At 68.1% G+C, this 18,118-nt stretch carries 12 protein-coding genes and 3 rRNA genes; 9 read left to right on the top strand and 6 right to left on the bottom strand.

The window, feature by feature from the left end; translation table 11 throughout:
* Positions 1–119: 119 nt before the first annotated feature.
* The 5 genes from HUT10_RS16340 (at position 120) to rrf (ending at position 8,700) form a co-directional block, all read left to right on the top strand.
* Positions 120–1,589, top strand: coding sequence for an MFS transporter (locus HUT10_RS16340; protein ID WP_176171996.1), 1,470 nt, complete (start codon positions 120–122; stop codon positions 1,587–1,589).
* A 427-nt stretch (positions 1,590–2,016) separates the two neighbouring features.
* A complete protein-coding gene (locus HUT10_RS16335; RefSeq protein WP_176171995.1) occupies positions 2,017–3,198 on the top strand; it encodes a low temperature requirement protein A in 1,182 nt (393 codons plus the stop codon).
* A gap of 356 nt (positions 3,199–3,554) precedes the next feature.
* Positions 3,555–5,075 (top strand): 16S ribosomal RNA (locus tag HUT10_RS16330).
* Between the two features lie 322 nt (positions 5,076–5,397).
* A 23S ribosomal RNA gene (locus HUT10_RS16325) occupies positions 5,398–8,519 on the top strand.
* A 64-nt stretch (positions 8,520–8,583) separates the two neighbouring features.
* Positions 8,584–8,700 (top strand): 5S ribosomal RNA (gene rrf, locus HUT10_RS16320).
* The 16S, 23S and 5S rRNA genes sit together here, the layout of an rRNA operon.
* Positions 8,701–8,755: 55 nt before the next feature.
* Here rrf and cobF read toward each other — a convergent pair.
* Positions 8,756–9,520 carry a precorrin-6A synthase (deacetylating) gene (gene cobF, locus HUT10_RS16315; RefSeq protein ID WP_176171994.1) on the bottom strand — a complete coding sequence of 255 codons (765 nt, stop codon included), beginning with the start codon at positions 9,518–9,520 and terminating at the stop codon, positions 8,756–8,758.
* A gap of 76 nt (positions 9,521–9,596) precedes the next feature.
* Here cobF and HUT10_RS16310 point away from each other — a divergent pair, with 76 nt between their 5' ends.
* From HUT10_RS16310 to HUT10_RS16300, 3 genes are read left to right on the top strand one after another with little or no spacing between them, the layout of a single operon-like run.
* The gene (locus HUT10_RS16310) at positions 9,597–9,803 is read left to right on the top strand and encodes a heavy-metal-associated domain-containing protein (RefSeq protein WP_176171993.1); all 207 of its coding nucleotides are present in this window, start codon (positions 9,597–9,599) and stop codon (positions 9,801–9,803) included.
* Positions 9,800–11,851: a cation-translocating P-type ATPase gene (locus HUT10_RS16305; protein WP_176171992.1), complete on the top strand. Its 2,052-nt coding sequence runs from the start codon at positions 9,800–9,802 to the stop codon at positions 11,849–11,851. The genes HUT10_RS16310 and HUT10_RS16305 overlap by 4 nt, the downstream gene beginning before the upstream one ends.
* A 56-nt stretch (positions 11,852–11,907) precedes the next feature.
* Positions 11,908–12,189 (top strand): metal-sensitive transcriptional regulator, encoded by a 282-nt coding sequence (locus tag HUT10_RS16300; RefSeq protein WP_043785431.1) that lies wholly within the window; start codon positions 11,908–11,910, stop codon positions 12,187–12,189.
* A 1-nt stretch (position 12,190) separates the two neighbouring features.
* Here the strand turns inward: HUT10_RS16300 and HUT10_RS16295 are convergent, their stop codons facing one another.
* Together HUT10_RS16295 and HUT10_RS16290 are read right to left on the bottom strand one after the other, a co-directional pair.
* Positions 12,191–12,892, bottom strand: coding sequence for a CPBP family intramembrane glutamic endopeptidase (locus tag HUT10_RS16295; RefSeq protein ID WP_176171991.1), 702 nt, complete (start codon positions 12,890–12,892; stop codon positions 12,191–12,193).
* Positions 12,889–14,139 (bottom strand): M protein, encoded by a 1,251-nt coding sequence (locus tag HUT10_RS16290; RefSeq protein WP_176171990.1) that lies wholly within the window; start codon positions 14,137–14,139, stop codon positions 12,889–12,891. The genes HUT10_RS16295 and HUT10_RS16290 overlap by 4 nt, the downstream gene beginning before the upstream one ends.
* Positions 14,140–14,445: 306 nt before the next feature.
* Here HUT10_RS16290 and HUT10_RS16285 point away from each other — a divergent pair, with 306 nt between their 5' ends.
* Positions 14,446–15,120 (top strand): maleylpyruvate isomerase family mycothiol-dependent enzyme, encoded by a 675-nt coding sequence (locus HUT10_RS16285; RefSeq protein WP_176171989.1) that lies wholly within the window; start codon positions 14,446–14,448, stop codon positions 15,118–15,120.
* Between the two features lie 183 nt (positions 15,121–15,303).
* On the opposite strand, the gene HUT10_RS16280 is transcribed toward HUT10_RS16285, so the two are convergent.
* The 3 genes from HUT10_RS16280 to HUT10_RS16270 form a co-directional block, all read right to left on the bottom strand.
* Complete coding sequence (locus tag HUT10_RS16280) at positions 15,304–16,632, bottom strand: copper resistance CopC/CopD family protein (RefSeq protein WP_176171988.1); 1,329 nt, start codon at positions 16,630–16,632, stop codon at positions 15,304–15,306.
* The gene (locus HUT10_RS16275) at positions 16,629–17,204 is read right to left on the bottom strand and encodes a hypothetical protein (RefSeq protein WP_176171987.1); all 576 of its coding nucleotides are present in this window, start codon (positions 17,202–17,204) and stop codon (positions 16,629–16,631) included. The genes HUT10_RS16280 and HUT10_RS16275 overlap by 4 nt, the downstream gene beginning before the upstream one ends.
* A gap of 167 nt (positions 17,205–17,371) precedes the next feature.
* Positions 17,372–18,061: a winged helix-turn-helix transcriptional regulator gene (locus HUT10_RS16270; RefSeq protein ID WP_176171986.1), complete on the bottom strand. Its 690-nt coding sequence runs from the start codon at positions 18,059–18,061 to the stop codon at positions 17,372–17,374.
* Positions 18,062–18,118 lie beyond the last annotated feature (57 nt).

Below are 18,118 nucleotides of genomic sequence, written 5' to 3'. Positions count from 1 at the left end.
CCCACCCCGTCGCCGCAACCCCCGTCTATCCGCCGCCCCACAACGCGCGCGAAGCCCGCCTTTCGTGTTTGCTGAGTGGGTATCCCCGCCCGGCGAACACGCGTGAGGTCAGCTCCCCGATGTCGTACGAACCCGACCCCCGGCGCTGGAAAGCGCTTGCCGTCTCGCTCACGGCCGGGTTCATGGGCCTGCTCGACGTCAGCATCGTCAACGTCGCCCTTCCCTCGATGCAGGCCGGCCTGCACGCGAGCAGCGGCGGCATCCGCTGGGTCGTCTCCGGCTACGCCCTGGCCTTCGGCCTGGTCCTCGTCACCGGCGGCCGCCTCGGGGACGCCTTCGGCCGGCGGAACATGTTCCTCGGCGCCCTCGCCGCCTTCGTCCTCACCAGTGCGCTGGCCGGCGCGGCCCCGAACGAGACCACCCTCGTTCTCGCCCGGCTCGCCCAGGGCCTGGCCGCCGGCATGCTGACCCCGCAGAACACCGGCCTGATCCAGGACCTCTTCCGCGGCGCCGAACGCGGCCGCGCGTTCGGCATGTTCGGCGCGGTCGTCGGGATCTCGACCGCCGTCGGCCCGATCCTCGGCGGCGTCATCATCGCCGTCTTCGGCGCCGAAGACGGCTGGCGGTGGGTGTTCTACGTCAACGTCCCGATCGGCGTCCTCGCGTTCGCCCTCGCGCTGCGCCTGCTGCCGCGAAGCGAGAAAAAGCAGCTCAAGATCTCCTCGGAGATCGACTTCGTCGGCATCGCGCTGCTGGCGGTCGCCGTCCTCGGCGTGCTGCTGCCCGTCATCGACTCGGACAGCGGCGGCTTCAAGCAGCTGTGGTGGCTCTTCCTCGTCGCCGCGGCGTTCGGGTTCGCGTTCGTGCGCTGGGAGCGGTCGGTGGTCCGGCGCGGCCGGTCGCCGCTGCTCGACACGCGCCTGTTCACCGGCACCCCGGGGTACGCCTCGGGCGCGGCGGTCGGGGCGCTCTACTTCTGCGGGTTCGCCGGGATCTGGCTGGTCTTCGCAATGTACTTCCAGCAGGGCCTCGGCTATTCGCCGCTGCAGTCGGGTCTGTCGGTGACGCCGTTCGCGCTCGGCTCGGCCGTCTCGGCCGCCGTGGCCGGCCGGCTGGTGCCGCGCTTCGGCCGCCGGCTCACCGTCACCGGGCTCGCCATGGTCGCCACCGGGCTGCTGGCCGTCGCGCTGCTCGCGGAACTGGTTCCGCCGTCGGCGTCCGGCTGGGCCTTCGCGCTGCCACTGGTGTTCGCGGGCGTCGGCGGTGGGATGGTGATCTCGCCGAACACGACGTTGACCCTGGAGTGCGTGCCGGTGCGGATGGCCGGGGTGGCCGGCGGCGCGCTGCAGACCGGCCAGCGGATCGGCACGGCGATCGGCACCGCCGTGCTCGCCTCGGTCTTCGGCCTGGTCCTCGGCCACGGCTACCCGGTGGCGCTCACCGTCGCGCTCGGCTGCGCGGCCATCCTGACGTGCGGTGCGCTCGCCCTCGCCATCGCCGAATTGCGGGCGCGGCGGCGCCGGGCGTCCGAGGACGAGCGCGAGGAGCGGACGGCCGAGACGTCCGCGGCCGACGTCCACCGGACCTGAGACACTACTTTCCGCAGATTCGCGATGCTCCATCCGAGTGACGAGCGCGGAAAGACCCTGGTGCTACGGAGAGCAACCGGGTAGATCTTATGGAGCCTTCACTGCGCGGCTACGGCTACCGACAGTGGCAATCAGTCGGCCACCCGGGGATGGGGTGACCGGCTTGAGCGATCGAGGCGTCCGGAGTTCGAGGGAATGGACACACTCGGTCACCTTCCGTCCAGTGGGTGTCGGCGTCCGCGGGGGACCGCCCGGCACTCGCGGAAGGGCTGCCCATCGGTGCCCGCCGACGCGTGACGGCGGCGGGCGGGCCCGGGTGAGGGGGAACCGGGCCCGCCCGTCTTCTTCACCCGTGTCGTGCCCGGCGCTCCCGAGCTGATCGTGCTGGGATGATCGCGTCCGTCCGAGGCCGACGCGAGGAGTCCCGATGACCGACCAGCCGTCGCGGATCCGGGTCTGGTACCGGCCGATGCGCTCCCGCGACCGCGCTGAGCACCACCGCGTCGCCACCCCGCTGGAACTGCTCTTCGACCTCTGTTTCGTGGTCGCCGTCGGCCAGGCCGCGACCGCGCTGCACCACGCGCTCGCCGAAGGCCACGCGGTCCACGGCGTCACCTCGTTCGCGATGGTGTTCTTCGCGATCTGGTGGGGCTGGCTCAACTTCAGCTGGTTCGCCTCGGCGTTCGACACCGACGACGTCCCGTACCGGCTGGCCACGCTCGTGCAGATCGCCGGCGGGCTGACCATCGCGGCCGGGGTGTCGAGCGCGTTCGAGGGCGACTTCCGGGTAATCGTCGCCGGGTACGTCCTGATGCGGCTGGCGATGGTGGTCCAGTGGCTGCGCGCGGCGCGGTCGGAGCCGGAGTGCCGTCCGGCCGCGCTGCGGTACGCCGCCGGGATCGTCGTGGTCCAGGCGCTGTGGATCGCGCGGCTGTGGGTGCCGGGGACCGCCGGTGCCGTCGGGTTCGTGGTGCTCGTGCTGGTGGAGCTCGCCGTGCCGGTGTGGGCCGAGAGCAACGGCGGCACGACGTGGCACCCGCACCACATCGCCGAGCGGTACGGCCTGTTCACGCTGATCGTCCTCGGCGAGGTGATCCTCAGCGCGACGAACGCGATCAAGGAGGGCACCGCGGAGCCGGGCCACACCGGTGCGCTGATCTCACTGGCCGCGGCCGGCCTGGTGCTCGTGTTCTCCATGTGGTGGCTGTACTTCGACCGGCCCGGCCACGCGCGGCTCGTCCGCCGCCCGACCAAGTTCACGTCGATGAGCTGGGGCTACGGCCACTACTTCATCTTCGCCTCGGCGGCGGCCGTCGGTGCCGGCCTCGAGGTGGCGGTCGCCTACGACACGGGGACGCTGCACCTCGGCGGCGTGGCGGCCGCGCTGCCGACCACGATCCCGGTCGCGGTGTTCCTGCTGAGCGTGTGGCTGCTGCACATCGGCCCGACGAACGAGTGCCGCCCGATCGCCATCGGTTTCCCGGTGACGGCGGTGCTCGTCCTGGCGGCGTCCTTCACGCCCGCGCCGATCCACATCGCCGCCGGGCTCGCGGCCGCTCTGGTCGTGCTGACGGTCGTCGCGACCCATGGGGAGCGCCAGCCGGCCTGAGTGGCCTATCGGTGCAGGTCAGGGGCCTGGCGCGAAAAAAGGGACCCCCCTGTGCAAGGGGGTTTCGGGGGCATGTAAAGTTCTCCAAGTCGCCAGGGAAACCGAGCGGCCGCCGGGAACACGAACCAAGCTCCCACGATCGTGGTAGAGTGGGTGGTCCCGAACCAGGGTGGTATCCCTGGAACAAAGCTTGAAACAAAAGCCGAAGACCAAGGCGCCTTCGCGGCGCGGCGGTCCGAAGTGTGTTGCTTGAGAACTCAACAGTGTGCTAGTGAACTAAGCCAGTAGAGCTTATATGAAACCCCTCGTCGGGGTTTCCTTTGAGAGCAATACATTTGCCTCGATTAAACTATTCATTGTTGGAGAGTTTGATCCTGGCTCAGGACGAACGCTGGCGGCGTGCTTAACACATGCAAGTCGAACGCTGAACCACTTTCGGGTGGGGATGAGTGGCGAACGGGTGAGTAACACGTGGGTAATCTGCCCTGCACTCTGGGATAAGCCTTGGAAACGAGGTCTAATACCGGATATCACCTTCTCTCGCATGGGAGAGGGTTGAAAGTTCTGGCGGTGCAGGATGAACCCGCGGCCTATCAGCTTGTTGGTGGGGTAGTGGCCTACCAAGGCGACGACGGGTAGCCGGCCTGAGAGGGTGACCGGCCACACTGGGACTGAGACACGGCCCAGACTCCTACGGGAGGCAGCAGTGGGGAATATTGCACAATGGGCGCAAGCCTGATGCAGCGACGCCGCGTGAGGGATGACGGCCTTCGGGTTGTAAACCTCTTTCGCCAGGGACGAAGCGCAAGTGACGGTACCTGGATAAGAAGCACCGGCTAACTACGTGCCAGCAGCCGCGGTAATACGTAGGGTGCGAGCGTTGTCCGGATTTATTGGGCGTAAAGAGCTCGTAGGCGGTTTGTCGCGTCGGCCGTGAAATCTCCACGCTTAACGTGGAGCGTGCGGTCGATACGGGCAGACTTGAGTTCGGTAGGGGAGACTGGAATTCCTGGTGTAGCGGTGAAATGCGCAGATATCAGGAGGAACACCGGTGGCGAAGGCGGGTCTCTGGGCCGATACTGACGCTGAGGAGCGAAAGCGTGGGGAGCGAACAGGATTAGATACCCTGGTAGTCCACGCTGTAAACGTTGGGCGCTAGGTGTGGGCGACATCCACGTTGTCCGTGCCGTAGCTAACGCATTAAGCGCCCCGCCTGGGGAGTACGGCCGCAAGGCTAAAACTCAAAGGAATTGACGGGGGCCCGCACAAGCGGCGGAGCATGTGGATTAATTCGATGCAACGCGAAGAACCTTACCTGGGCTTGACATGCGCCAGACATCCCCAGAGATGGGGCTTCCCTTGTGGTTGGTGTACAGGTGGTGCATGGCTGTCGTCAGCTCGTGTCGTGAGATGTTGGGTTAAGTCCCGCAACGAGCGCAACCCTTATCCTACGTTGCCAGCGCGTTATGGCGGGGACTCGTGGGAGACTGCCGGGGTCAACTCGGAGGAAGGTGGGGATGACGTCAAGTCATCATGCCCCTTATGTCCAGGGCTTCACACATGCTACAATGGCTGGTACAGAGGGCTGCGATACCGCGAGGTGGAGCGAATCCCTTAAAGCCGGTCTCAGTTCGGATCGCAGTCTGCAACTCGACTGCGTGAAGTCGGAGTCGCTAGTAATCGCAGATCAGCAACGCTGCGGTGAATACGTTCCCGGGCCTTGTACACACCGCCCGTCACGTCATGAAAGTCGGTAACACCCGAAGCCCATGGCCCAACCCCGTAAGGGGAGGGAGTGGTCGAAGGTGGGACTGGCGATTGGGACGAAGTCGTAACAAGGTAGCCGTACCGGAAGGTGCGGCTGGATCACCTCCTTTCTAAGGAGCACAACACATCCATCAGGCCGGGATTCCCGGACCAACCTTGGTGGGGTGGGCACGGTTTAACACCCGAATGTGGTGTTGCCGGGCTTGCTCAAGGAATTGTGGAACTACTGGTTATCGCCGATCGCGGTGAGCGACGTTCGGTGTGAGTACTGCAGGCTTGCCTGCGTGGAAAGCGCCAACCGAGCTCGGGTGGCCGGCTGTTTGCTACGCACACTGTTGGGTCCTGAGGCAACACGCCTTGGGCTAACCCCCGAGGGACGTTTGTTTCTGGTGTGGTGTTTGAGAACTGTAGAGTGGATGCGAGCATCTTTGTGGTCAAGTTGTTAAGGGCACATGGTGGATGTCTTGGCTTCAGGAGCCGATGAAGGACGTAGGAGGCTGCGATAAGCCTCGGGGAGCTGTCAACCGAGCTGTGATCCGAGGATTTCCGAATGGGGAAACCCAGCACCAGTGATGTGGTGTTACCCGCACCTGAATATATAGGGTGTGTGGAGGGAACGCGGGGAAGTGAAACATCTCAGTACCCGCAGGAAGAGAAAACAACCGTGATTCCGTGAGTAGTGGCGAGCGAAAGCGGAAGAGGCTAAACCGTTTGCATGTCAAGCTGTCAGGCGTTGTGCAGGCGGTGTTGTGGGACCCAGCGTCGAGGATCTGACAGTCCTCGGAATGATCACGTGTGTTAGTGGAACGCCTTGGGATGGGCGGCCGGAGTGGGTGAGAGCCCCGTACGCGAAAACGCATTGTTGGTTGTTTGTTTGGTGTTCCCGAGTAGCAGCGAGCTCGTGGAATTTGCTGTGAATCTGCCGGGACCACCCGGTAAGCCTAAATACTTCCTGAAGACCGATAGCGGACGAGTACCGTGAGGGAAAGATGAAAAGTACCCCGGGAGGGGAGTGAAAGAGTACCTGAAACCGTGTGCCTACAAGCCGTCAGAGCCTTTGGGTGATGGCGTGCCTTTTGAAGAATGAGCCTGCGAGTTAGTGCTGCGTGGCGAGGTTAACCCGTGTGGGGTAGCCGTAGCGAAAGCGAGTCTGAATAGGGCGAATGTAGTCGCGTGGTCTAGACCCGAAGCGGAGTGATCTACCCATGGCCAGGGTGAAGCGACGGTAAGACGTCGTGGAGGCCCGAACCCACTTAGGTTGAAAACTGAGGGGATGAGCTGTGGGTAGGGGTGAAAGGCCAATCAAACTCCGTGATAGCTGGTTCTCCCCGAAATGCATTTAGGTGCAGCGTCACGTGTTTCTTGCCGGGGGTAGAGCTACTGGATGGTCTAGGGGCCTTACCGGGTTACCGAAATCAACCAAACTCCGAATACCGGTTAGTGAGAGCGTGGCAGTGAGACGGCGGGGGATAAGCTTCGTCGTCGAGAGGGAAACAGCCCAGAACACCAGCTAAGGCCCCTAAGTGTGTGCTCAGTGGGAAAGGATGTGGGATTGCCCAGACAACCAGGAGGTTGGCTTAGAAGCAGCCACCCTTGAAAGAGTGCGTAATAGCTCACTGGTCAAGTGGTCCTGCGCCGACAATGTAGCGGGGCTTAAGCACACCGCCGAAGCTGTGTCATTGACACAATAGATCCATGCGGGCCCTTGAGGTTTGTGTGTAGTCGTGTTGATGGGTAGGGGAGCGTCCTGCACCCAGGGAAGCCGTGGCGGAAGCTAGCGGTGGAGGGTGTGGGAGTGAGAATGCAGGCATGAGTAGCGAATGCAGAGTGAGAAACTCTGCCGCCGGATGACCAAGGGTTCCTGGGCCAGGCTAATCCGCCCAGGGTAAGTCGGGACCTAAGGCGAGGCCGACAGGCGTAGTCGATGGACAACGGGTTGATATTCCCGTACCCGAGCATGTGCGCCCATGACGAGGCGTTTGATACTAACCACCCAAAGCCACGGACTTAAGTCTTCGGATGGAGGTCTGTGTGTGGAGCGTGGGACCTGATTTCGTAGTAGTCAAGCGATGGGGTGACGCAGGAAGGTAGCTCCGCCAGGCGATGGTTGTCCTGGTATAAGCGTGTAGGCCGAGTGGTAGGCAAATCCGCCACTTATATAGGCTGAGACGTGATGTGTAGCCGTTTGAGGCGAAGTAGAGTGATCCTATGCTGCCGAGAAAAGCCTCTAGTGAGTGCATGCACGGCCCGTACCCCAAACCAACACAGGTGGTCAGGTAGAGAATACCAAGGCGATCGGGTGAACTGTGGTTAAGGAACTCGGCAAAATGCCCCCGTAACTTCGGGAGAAGGGGGGCCAAACATCCTGAAGCTCTTCTCGAGCTAGGGGTGGGTGGCCGCAGAGACCAGCGGAAAGCGACTGTTTACTAAAAACACAGGTCCATGCGAAGTCGCAAGACGATGTATATGGACTGACGCCTGCCCGGTGCTGGAACGTTAAGAGGACCGGTTAACTCCTTCGGGGGTGAAGCTGAGAATTTAAGCGCCAGTAAACGGCGGTGGTAACTATAACCATCCTAAGGTAGCGAAATTCCTTGTCGGGTAAGTTCCGACCTGCACGAATGGCGTAACGACTTTCCGGCTGTCTCAACCACAGGCCCGGCGAAATTGCACTACGAGTAAAGATGCTCGTTACGCGCGGCAGGACGGAAAGACCCCGGGACCTTTACTATAGTTTGGTATTGGTTTTCGGTTCGGCTTGTGTAGGATAGGTGGGAGACTGTGAAGCTGCAACGCTAGTTGTGGTGGAGTCGTTGTTGAAATACCACTCTGGTCGAATTGGGAATCTGAACCTCGGGCCATGATCTGGTTCAGGGACAGTGCCTGATGGGTAGTTTAACTGGGGCGGTTGCCTCCTAAAGGGTAACGGAGGCGCCCAAAGGTTCCCTCAGCCTGGTTGGCAATCAGGTGTTGAGTGCAAGTGCACAAGGGAGCTTGACTGTGAGACAGACATGTCGAGCAGGGACGAAAGTCGGGACTAGTGATCCGGCACCTCCTGGTGGAAGGGGTGTCGCTCAACGGATAAAAGGTACCCCGGGGATAACAGGCTGATCTTGCCCAAGAGTCCATATCGACGGCATGGTTTGGCACCTCGATGTCGGCTCGTCGCATCCTGGGGCCGGAGTAGGTCCCAAGGGTTGGGCTGTTCGCCCATTAAAGCGGCACGCGAGCTGGGTTTAGAACGTCGTGAGACAGTTCGGTCCCTATCCGCCGCGCGCGTAGGATACTTGAGGAAGGCTGTCCCTAGTACGAGAGGACCGGGACGGACGAACCTCTGGTGTGCCAGTTGTTCTGCCAAGGGCATGGCTGGTTGGCCACGTTCGGAAGGGATAACCGCTGAAGGCATCTAAGCGGGAAGCCTGTTCCAAGATGAGGTATCCCACCCCTTTGTGGGTTAAGGCCCCCAACAGACCATTGGGTTGATAGGCCAGAAATGGAAGCACAGTAATGTGTTGTCGAGTTGACTGGTACTAATAGGCCGAGGACTTGCCTACAAAGATGTTACGCATCCACTCTACGGTTCTGAAACACCACACCAGGTGTGTTGTTTCAGAGTGTTTCGGTGGTTTTAGCGTCAGGGAAACGCCCGGTCCCATTCCGAACCCGGAAGCTAAGCCTGACAGCGCCGATGGTACTGCAACCGAAGGGTTGTGGGAGAGTAGGACACCGCCGAACTTAACCAGATGGAAGGGCCCCGGTCGAGACGGAAACGTCTCCCGGGGCCCTTTCTTCATTCCCGGACCGGCCGGCGCAGCAGGCACGTGTCCATGATCCAGCCGTGCCGTTCCCGCGCTTCCGCCCGGACCCGCCGGATCTCCTCGGCCAGCGCCGCCGTGAGCGGGCCCGAAAGCAGGATCTCGTGCGGCGTGCCGACGTAGGCACCCCAGAAGATGTGCAGGCCCTCGTCGACGTAGCGGTCGAAGGTCGTGTGCGCGTCGAGGAGGACGAACACGTCGTCCACCCCCGAAGGCCAGCCCGCGGCCAGCCGGCGGCCGGTGGTGAGCTGGACGGCCCGCCCGATCTGGTTCATCGTCGTCCGGTGGCGGGCCACCAGGGCCGAGATGCTGCTGATCCCCGGCACCACCTCGTACTCGAACGCCACGTTCCCCCGCGCCAGCACCGCCTCGATCAAGGCGATCGTGCTGTCGTACAGGGCCGGGTCGCCCCACACCAGGAACGCACCGACGTCGGACGGCCCCAGCGACGACAGGATCAGCGACTCGTAGACCTCCGCGCGCGCCGCGTGCCAGTCGGCCACCGCCGCCCGGTAGTCGGCGGGCGTGCGGTCGCGTGGCGGGTCGGTGGCCAGCACCACGCGGTACTCCCGCGTCACGAACCGGTCGAGGATCTCCTGCCGCAGCCGCACCAGGTCCGCCTTCTCGTCGCCCTTGTCGAGCACGAAGAACACGTCCACCCGGTTGAGGCGGTCGATCGCCTGCACCGTCAGGTGCTCCGGGTCACCGGCCCCGATCCCGATCGCGTAGAGCTTGCGCATGCCGCGAGTCTGACGGCCCCCGATGGGGAACCCCTACCCCGATGGGTATAAAGGAAGGAGACGAAAGGAGCGGGAAATGGCCGAAGCGACCTACACCGTCGAGGGCATGACCTGCGGGCACTGCGCCACGTCGGTCCGCGAAGAGGTCTCCGAGCTCGACGGCGTCCGGAGCGTGGACGTCGACGTGGCGAGCGGGCGAGTGACCGTGACCAGTGACACGCCGCTGACCACCGACGCGGTCGCCGCCGCCGTGACCGAGGCCGGCTACCGCCTGGTCGCATGAGCGCCGCCGGGGTGATGGCCGACGTCGAGCTCGCCATCGGCGGGATGACCTGCGCGTCCTGCGCCGCCCGCGTCGAGCGCAAGCTCAACAAGGTCGACGGCGTCACCGCGACGGTCAACTACGCCACGGAAAAGGCGCAGGTCAGCTACCCGAGCCGGCTGTCGGTCGACGACCTCAGGGCCGTCGTCGAAGCCGCCGGCTACTCCGCGCGGCTCCCCGAGCGGGAGACAGCGGAGGAGACGCCGCGCACCCGGCTGCTGGTCTCCGCGGCCCTCACCGTCCCGCTGGTCGTGCTCGCGATGGTGCCGGCCTGGCAGCCCGGAGCCTGGCCGTGGGTCTCCCTCGCCCTGGCGGCTCCGGTCGTGACGTGGGGCGCGTGGCCGTTCCACCGCGCCGCCGCGGTCAACCTGCGGCACGCCACCGCGACCATGGACACGCTCATCTCGCTCGGTGTCGTCGCGGCCGTGGCCTGGTCGCTGTACGCGCTCTTCTTCGGCGGCGGCCACCACCACCTGTACTTCGAGGTCGCCGCCGCGATCACCACGTTCATCCTGGCCGGCCGCTACTTCGAGACGCGCTCGAAGCGCCGCGCCGGAGCGGCCCTCCACGCGCTCATGGACCTCGGCGCGAAGGACGTCACCGTGCTGCGCGGCGGCGAAGAGCACCTGGTCCCCGTCGGCGACCTGCGGGTGGACGACGTCTTCGTCGTCCGGCCCGGCGAGAAGGTCGCCACCGACGGCGTCGTCACCGAAGGTGGCTCCGCGGTCGACACCAGCATGCTCACCGGGGAGCCGGTGCCGGTGGAGGTCGGGCCGGGGGACGCGGTCACCGGCGCCACCGTCAACGCCGGCGGCCGGCTGTTCGTGCGCGCCACCCGCGTCGGCGACGACACCCGGCTGGCGCAGATGGCCCGGCTCGTCGAGGCGGCCCAGAGCGGAAAGGCCGAGGTCCAGCGGCTCGCCGACCGCGTCTCGGCGGTGTTCGTCCCGCTGGTCGTGCTCGCGGCGCTGGCCACGCTGGTGGTCTGGCTCGCCACCGGTGGACGGCCGGACGAGGCGTTCACCGCCGCGGTCGCCGTGCTGATCATCGCCTGTCCGTGCGCGCTCGGCCTGGCGACGCCGACCGCGCTGCTCGTCGGCACGGGCCGCGGCGCGCAGCTGGGCATCCTCATCAAGGGCCCCGAGGTGCTGGAGAGCACGCGCCGGATCGACACGGTCGTCCTGGACAAGACCGGCACCGTGACCACCGGCCGGATGACGCTGGTCGAGGGCGACGGCGAGCCGCTGAGGCTGGCCGGCGCGGTCGAGGCCGCGTCCGAGCACCCGATCGGGCGTGCCATCGCGGCAGCGGCGAAACAGCGGTTCGGCGCCCTCCCCGCCGTCACGGACTTCCGCAGCACCCCGGGGGTCGGCGTGACCGGCGTCGTCGAAGGACGCACCGTCGAGGTCGGGCGCGCCGACGGCACCGGGATCGGCGTGCGCTGGGACGGCGAGGTCCGCGGGCACCTGGTGGTCGCCGACACGATCAAGCCGACGTCCGCGCGGGCGGTCGCCGAGCTGCGCGAACTCGGTCTCACGCCCATCCTGCTGACCGGCGACAACGCCGCCACCGCGCGGGCGATCGCGGCCGAGGCGGGGGTCGACGAGGTCGTCGCCGAGGTGCTGCCGGAGGAGAAGGTCGCGGTCGTCAAGCGGCTGCAGGCCGAGGGCCGGGTGGTGGCGATGGTCGGCGACGGCGTCAACGACGCGGCCGCGCTCGCCCAGGCCGACCTGGGCCTGGCGATGGGCACCGGCACCGACGCCGCGATCGAGGCGAGCGACCTGACGCTGGTGCGCGGCGACCTGCGCGCGGCGGCCGACGCGATCCGGCTGGCCCGCCGCACGCTGGCGACGATCAAGGGCAACCTGTTCTGGGCGTTCGCCTACAACGTGGCGGCGCTGCCGCTGGCCGCGCTCGGCTTCCTCGACCCGATGATCGCGGGGGCGGCGATGGCCTGCTCGTCGGCGTTCGTGGTCAGCAACAGCCTGCGGTTGCGCCGGTTCCGCTGACACCCCGGGAGGGTATAGTCGGAGGCGAGGAGAGCCGACGACGGGACGGGTGGGCGATGACGGGTTACGGCAGCGAGCGGGATGCCTATCTGAAGCGCCTGCGCCGGATCGAGGGGCAGATCCGCGGGTTGCAGCGGATGGTCGAGCAGGACAAGTACTGCATCGACATCCTGACCCAGGTCTCGGCGGCGACGAAGGCGCTGCAGTCGTTCTCGCTGGAGCTGCTGGACGAGCACCTGGCGACGTGCGTGGTCCAGGCCGCGGCGGCCGGGGGTGAGGAAGCCGACCTGAAGGTGCGGGAAGCGTCGGACGCGATCGCCCGGCTGGTCCGCTCGTAGCTCAGCGCACCAGCACCACCAGCGTCAGGCCGCCCGCGTTGGTGGTGAAGTGCACGATGACCGACGCCAGCACACCGCGGCCCACGTGCCGCCACCAGTGCAGCACGATCCCCACCGCACCCGCGGCGGCCATCGCCAGGACCTGCAGCACGACCGCCGGGGTCGAGCCGAACACCGCGTGCACCGCCGCGTTGCGGCCGATCGCCAGGGCGGGCAGGGCGTGCCACAGGCCGAAGAGGGTCGCGGCCAGCAGGATCGGCCGCCAGCGCCAGTGGTCGTCGTCCGCGCCGAACAGCGCCGGGAGGACACCGCGGAAGGCCACCTCCTCGATGAGGACGGTGCCGAACAGGATGCGGCCGCAGGTCAGCCACAGCAGCTGGCCGAAGTCGGGGTCGCCGACGCGGCCGTCCTGGTAGACCGTGCGCAGCGCCGGCACCGCCAGCGCGATCCCGAACAGCACCGCCACCAGCCCCGCGCCGGCCAAGCCGACCAGCGCCGGACGGCGGAAGCCGCGGAGGCCGAGGTCACGCCAGGTGCAGCCGGCCCAGCGGGCGAGCAGGACCAGGAGCAGCGCGGCGACCAGGCCGCACAGCGGGTACGCCCAGCCGGGCAGCACCCGGTTGGCGAGCGTGGTCGACGCGGCCAGGAGCACCACCGCGGCGGCCACGGCGGGCCGGCGCCGGACCGGAGCGGCGTGCGTCAACCGACGGCGTCGGTCAGGTCATCCGCCGGTGAGCGCCGCTGGACGGGTACTCGCTTCGACATCGGCAAGGTCGCTTCCGGGTCGAACGGGGCGGGGTGTTCGTCGAGCGCCACCGCCGCATCGGCCAGCAGCGCGCGGCAGCCGGTGAGGCTGGCCTGGAGCTGGTCGCGGAGATCGTGCAGGGTGCTGACCTCGCCTTGGGCGGCTCCGACGAGGGTCTCGCCGTGCCGGGTCGCGTCGGCGACCAGCTGGGCGGCCTTGTCGCGGGCTGCGGCGAGTTCGGCCTCGCCGGTCTTGACCAGGGCTTCGCCTTGCTGTTTTGCGTCCGCCACCAGCTGGGCGGCCTTGTCACGGGCTGCGGCGAGTTCGGCCTCGCCCGTTGCGACGAGGGCTTCGCGCTGCTGCGTCGCTTCGGCGACCACCTCGGCGGCCTTGTCTCGGGCGGCCGCGAGCTCGGTCTCGCCGGTCTTGACCAGGGCTTCGCGCTGCTGCGTCGCGTCGGCGACCACTCGAGCAGCCTTGTCCCGCGCGGCCGCCAGCTCGGCTTCGCCGGTTGCGACCAGCGTCTCGCCCTGCCGCTTCGCGTCCGCGACCACCTGGGCGGCCTTCTCGCGCGCCGCGGCCAGATCGGCTTCGCCCGTCTTGACCAGCTGCGCCGCCTTCGCGCGGGCCGTCGCCTCCTGCTCGGCGAGCTCGCGCATCGCGTCGGCGCGGCGGACCGTCATGGCTCGCTTGTGGTCTTCCTCCAGCTCGGCGCGGCGGTGGGCCGCGGCTTCGTCGAGCTCGCGGCGGCGCTGCTCGGCCGCGCGCACGGACTCCTCGTGCTCGAGCCGCCGTCGCTCGGCTTCGGCTTCGGCCTCGGCGACCAGCCGGCGTTCCTTCTCGGTGAGCCGGACGGCCTCCGCTTCGGCCTCGCGCCGGATCCGGTCGGCCGTTTCCGTTGCCTGCGCGGTGATTTCCGCCGCTTCCTCGCGGGTCAGCTCGATCATCCGGCGCGCGCGCTCCTGCAGGGCGTCCGCCGGGATCGGGGTCATGCTGATCCGGTCGATCTTCACGCGGAGCTCACGGTTCTCCTCCGCGAGCGCGGCACCGCGATGGCGCGCCGCGTCGCGTTCGGTGGTGAGCCTGCGGATCTCGGCCTCGGCCCACTCGACGTATTCGGCGACCTGCGCGCGCTGGAAACCGCGCCACGCCAGGTCGAACTCGGGCTGGGTGTGCGCCACGTCCTCGCCGCCGCCGGGGGCCATGCGTCACCTCCGAATTGGATGGTTTCTCCCCCGCCGCGCGATTTCGTTGCGGCACCGGGGAATTTCACGGGCAACCCCAGTGTGCCGCAAACCCGCCGCCGCGCGCCCCCCGGGCGGGCGATCATTCGTCGAACGGTTCCCCGCGGCCGGTGGACGTGCCCCGGAGCCCGGTCGCGATCCGTTGCCCGTCCTCGGAAATCGGCTCTTCGGCGACGCGTGTCCGCGGCAGCCGGGAAGAACCGGCCGCGCGTCACCACGGCATACTGGGCCGGGAGCACCGATCCCGTGCCAGGGTGGGGGGAAACTGTGACAGCGACTCGGCCGGACCCGGCACCGGACTTCGTGGGCTACCCGGCAGTACGGCGCGGCGTTCGCGCGCTGCTCGACGGGCGGCCGGACACGCATCGGCGGCCGGTCCCGGCGTGTCCGGAATGGACCGTCATCGACCTGCTCGATCACCTCACGGTCATCGCCGGGCGCGTGCTCGAGCGTCACGGCGGCACCCCGCCGCCCCCGGCCGGGGAGCCGACGGTGCCGGAGCTGCTCGACCGCTGGGACCACGTCGGCGCCGAGCTCGACGGGAGGCTCGCGGACGCGGGCGGGCGCAGCGGCGAGGTCATGGTCATGGACGCGTACACGCACGAGCTCGACCTGTGCGCGGCGCTGGACGTGGCGCCGCCGGTCGAGCACCCGGCCCGGGCATCGAGCTTCGAAGTGCTGGTCAGGGGCTTCTCGGGCGCGGTCGAGAGCCGCGGCCTGCCCCCGCTGCGCCTCCGGGCGACGGACGGCTCGGCGTGGACGGCGGGCGCGGGGCGCGCGGCGGCCGAGGTGACGGCGCCGGCCCACGAGCTGTACCGCGCCCTGGCCGGACGGCGCTCGCTCGCCCAGCTGGCCGCACTGGAGTGGACCGCGGACCCGGGGCCGTGGCTCCCCGCGTTCAGCTGGGGGCCGTTCGCCCCGCCGCCGCGGCCGGGAGTGTGAGGCCGGCCGCGGCGTGGCGGGCCGGTCCCGCTCGCGCGGGCCCGAAGCGGCGGCATGTCGGCCCGGGCCCGCGCGGCCACCTCGGCCTGCGCCCCGACCGCCTGGCCCACCGACGCCGAGACGGCGGTCGAGTGCGAGAGCGAGGTACGGCACGCAAGCCTTCAGCGGCGGAGCCGGGTTCGGTCAGCCGCCCGGCGGGGTGACCGCCAGCAGCGCCGCCAGCGCCAGCACCACCACGCTGATCACCACCTCCGCCACCACCGCCTGGCGCAGGCGGCGCAGGTCCGCCGTCACCGTGGTCGCCCCCGCCGGCTCCGAGGCCGCCAAACCGCGTTGCACCACCCGGCGCGAACGGCTCGCCACCGCCAGCAGGAGCGCGAAGCCCGCCACCTTGAGCAGCACCAGCAGGCCGAACCGGGTCGTCCAGAGCGTGGACAGGGACGGCATGATGCGCAGCGCCAGCAACGCGCCGCTGAGCGCGATCGCCGTCACCGCGATCGCCGCCATGCGGGAGAACCGGGCGGCCGCCGGGGCCGGGTCCTCGCCCGGCGCCGGGCGGATCAGGCACAGGGCCAGCTGGACCAGGCCACCCGCCCACACGGCGATCGCGCCGAAGTGCACCAGGTCCGCGGAGACCGAGAAGAACATCATCGGGTCCGTCACCGGGTGGCCGGTGGCCGAGAACGTCAGCAGCACGACGAACCCCGTCACCATGGCCAGGTTCTCGTACCGGGAACGCAGCCGCTCCGGCAGCGACGGCCGCAGCAGCCGGGGCACCAGCGCCGCGAACGCGGCCACCGCCACCAGCCTCAGCAGCAGCAGTTTCCCGTACGCGACGCGCAGGGTGTCCGCCAGCAGCCCGGTGTCGAACACCGCCTCGAGGTCGCGGCCTGCCGCGTACGGGCCCTGCAGCAGCAACGCCGCCACCGTCGCCGCCGCGACCAGCACGGCGCCGCCCGACAGCAGCCGTCGGGCGCGGTGGTCGGTGCGGCCGGCCGGGCGGCACACCACCAGGAACGCCAGCCCGCCGAGGAGCACGACGCCGAGGTACGCCAGCCAGCGCACCGCCGTCGAGGCGGCGTCCACCGCCGCGTCGGTGCCGGTGGCCGCGGACACCGCGCCCGCCGACGTCACCAGCGGCCCGCTGCCGACCACGAACGCGAAGGTGCCGCGCACCGGGTGGGAATCGGCGGAGACGAAGGCGTATTCGACCAGGTAGCTGCCGTCCGGCAGGCCGGGCCGCAGCCGGATCCCGACCTGCTCGGCGGCGTCGCCGGGCTGGAACACCGGCCCGGAATCCACCTGGCGGCCGCCGAGGTCGACGACTTTGATCGACCCGGGCTGGATCCCGATGTTCTCCGAGAGGGTGATCGTCACCAGCGACGGCGCCGCGCTCAGGCGGGCGCCGTCACCGGGGGTCGACGAGAGGACTTCGACGTGCGCCGACGCCGGGGTGGCGCTGACCAGCAACCAGCCGGCGAGGAGCGCCAGGAGCGCCAGCGCCCGCTTCACGACGTGGCGAGCACCGGCGGCCGCGGCGCGCCGCAGGAGCAGCCGGTCAGTTCGCGCTCGGCGGCGGAGGCACGCCGGTGCAGCACCATGGCGACGACCATCGGGATGGTGACGATCGTGTTGTAGAACAGGTGCAGCTCCACGCGCGGCACGAGCAGCTGGATGATGCTGGTCGGCACCTTCGAGCCGGCCAGCCGCCAGCCGCTCTGGGCCTGGATGAACAGCAGCAGGTGCTCGAAGTGGTGCCAGAACTGGATGCCCAGCGCGAGGTTCCACCACTGCCGCGACCGGCCCGCGAACCCGCGGCGCAGGGCCCACAGGAACACCAGCATCACCAGTGCGTAGCCGTAGTGCAGCCACTCCTGCGAGATCAGCCACGGGAAGGGGATGCCGAGCACGCCCCTGGCGCGCGAGGTCGGCCAGCCGAAGCCGTAGATCTGGATGGCCTGCACGATGTGCTCCAGCCAGTGCGCGATGACGATGACCATGAACACGGCGAGGGCCCGGTTGTGGTACTTCCCGTTCAACGTCCCCAGGAAGCCGGCCGGCCGAACGAACTCGGAGGTCGACATGTCTGCCCCTTCTCGACAGAGCCGAAAGATCGGCTGCTCAAACTTTAAAGGGCGGGATCGGCGGCGCCGTTACTCCGGATTGCCCATTTTCGCCCGGCTCAGGCGGAAGGCCGGCCGGAAGCGCCCCCTGCGCGCCCGGCCGGCCTCCGCCGCTCAGCCCGTGGATGTCAGTGGAAGGCGATGCCCTCCGGCAGCTCCGGCTTCGGCGGGATCCGGAACAGCTTCGTGAACAGCTCGAGGTGGGCGAAGTCGCCCTCGATCCGCACCCGGCCCGATGCCAGCGCCTCGGACGCGGTGAGCTGGCCGTTGACCAGGTCGATCAGCTCCGGGCCCTGCGGCTCGATGACGAGGTCGGCGGCCGGGTGGTCGCCCGAGCCGACCTTGAGGGTGCCGTCCTCGACCATCGCGTGGATGATCAGCGAGTCGTGGTGGCGCAGCACGTAGGTGACGTGGACGCCGGCCGCGGCGTCCTGCTGGAACGTCGTGTACAGCGAGAGGATGGCGGCGTCGTTGGTGAACACGTCGTCGTCCTTGGGGTGCCCGAGCGACCGGGCCCCCCACAGACCGAGGTCGAGCAGGATGTGGTCGAGCTCGCTGCCGTACTCGGTGAGCTCGTAGACCAGGGCGGCGTCCAGCTGGGCCAGCACGCGGCGGCGGATCACCCCGGCCTGCTCGAGCTCGTTGAGCCGGGCGGAGAGGATGCTGGCCGGGATCCGCGGCAGGCCGAGCTGCAGCTCGGTGAACCGCTTCGGGCCGAGCACCAGGTCGCGGATGACCAGCATGGACCAGCGCTCCCCGATGATCTCGAGGGCACGCGCGAGGCCGCAGAACTGTCCATAGGTGCGAGTGGTCGTCATACTCGGTCCTCACTTGTGGTCTCGGTCGGAAGGCCGGGTGGTCGCCCGCGCCGGCTG

The organism is Amycolatopsis sp. Hca4, assembly GCF_013364075.1.
In the GTDB taxonomy this organism is placed as follows: domain Bacteria; phylum Actinomycetota; class Actinomycetes; order Mycobacteriales; family Pseudonocardiaceae; genus Amycolatopsis.
The sequence above is the reverse complement of the archived record's forward strand: the minus strand, read 5'-3'. Positions and strand labels throughout refer to the sequence as shown.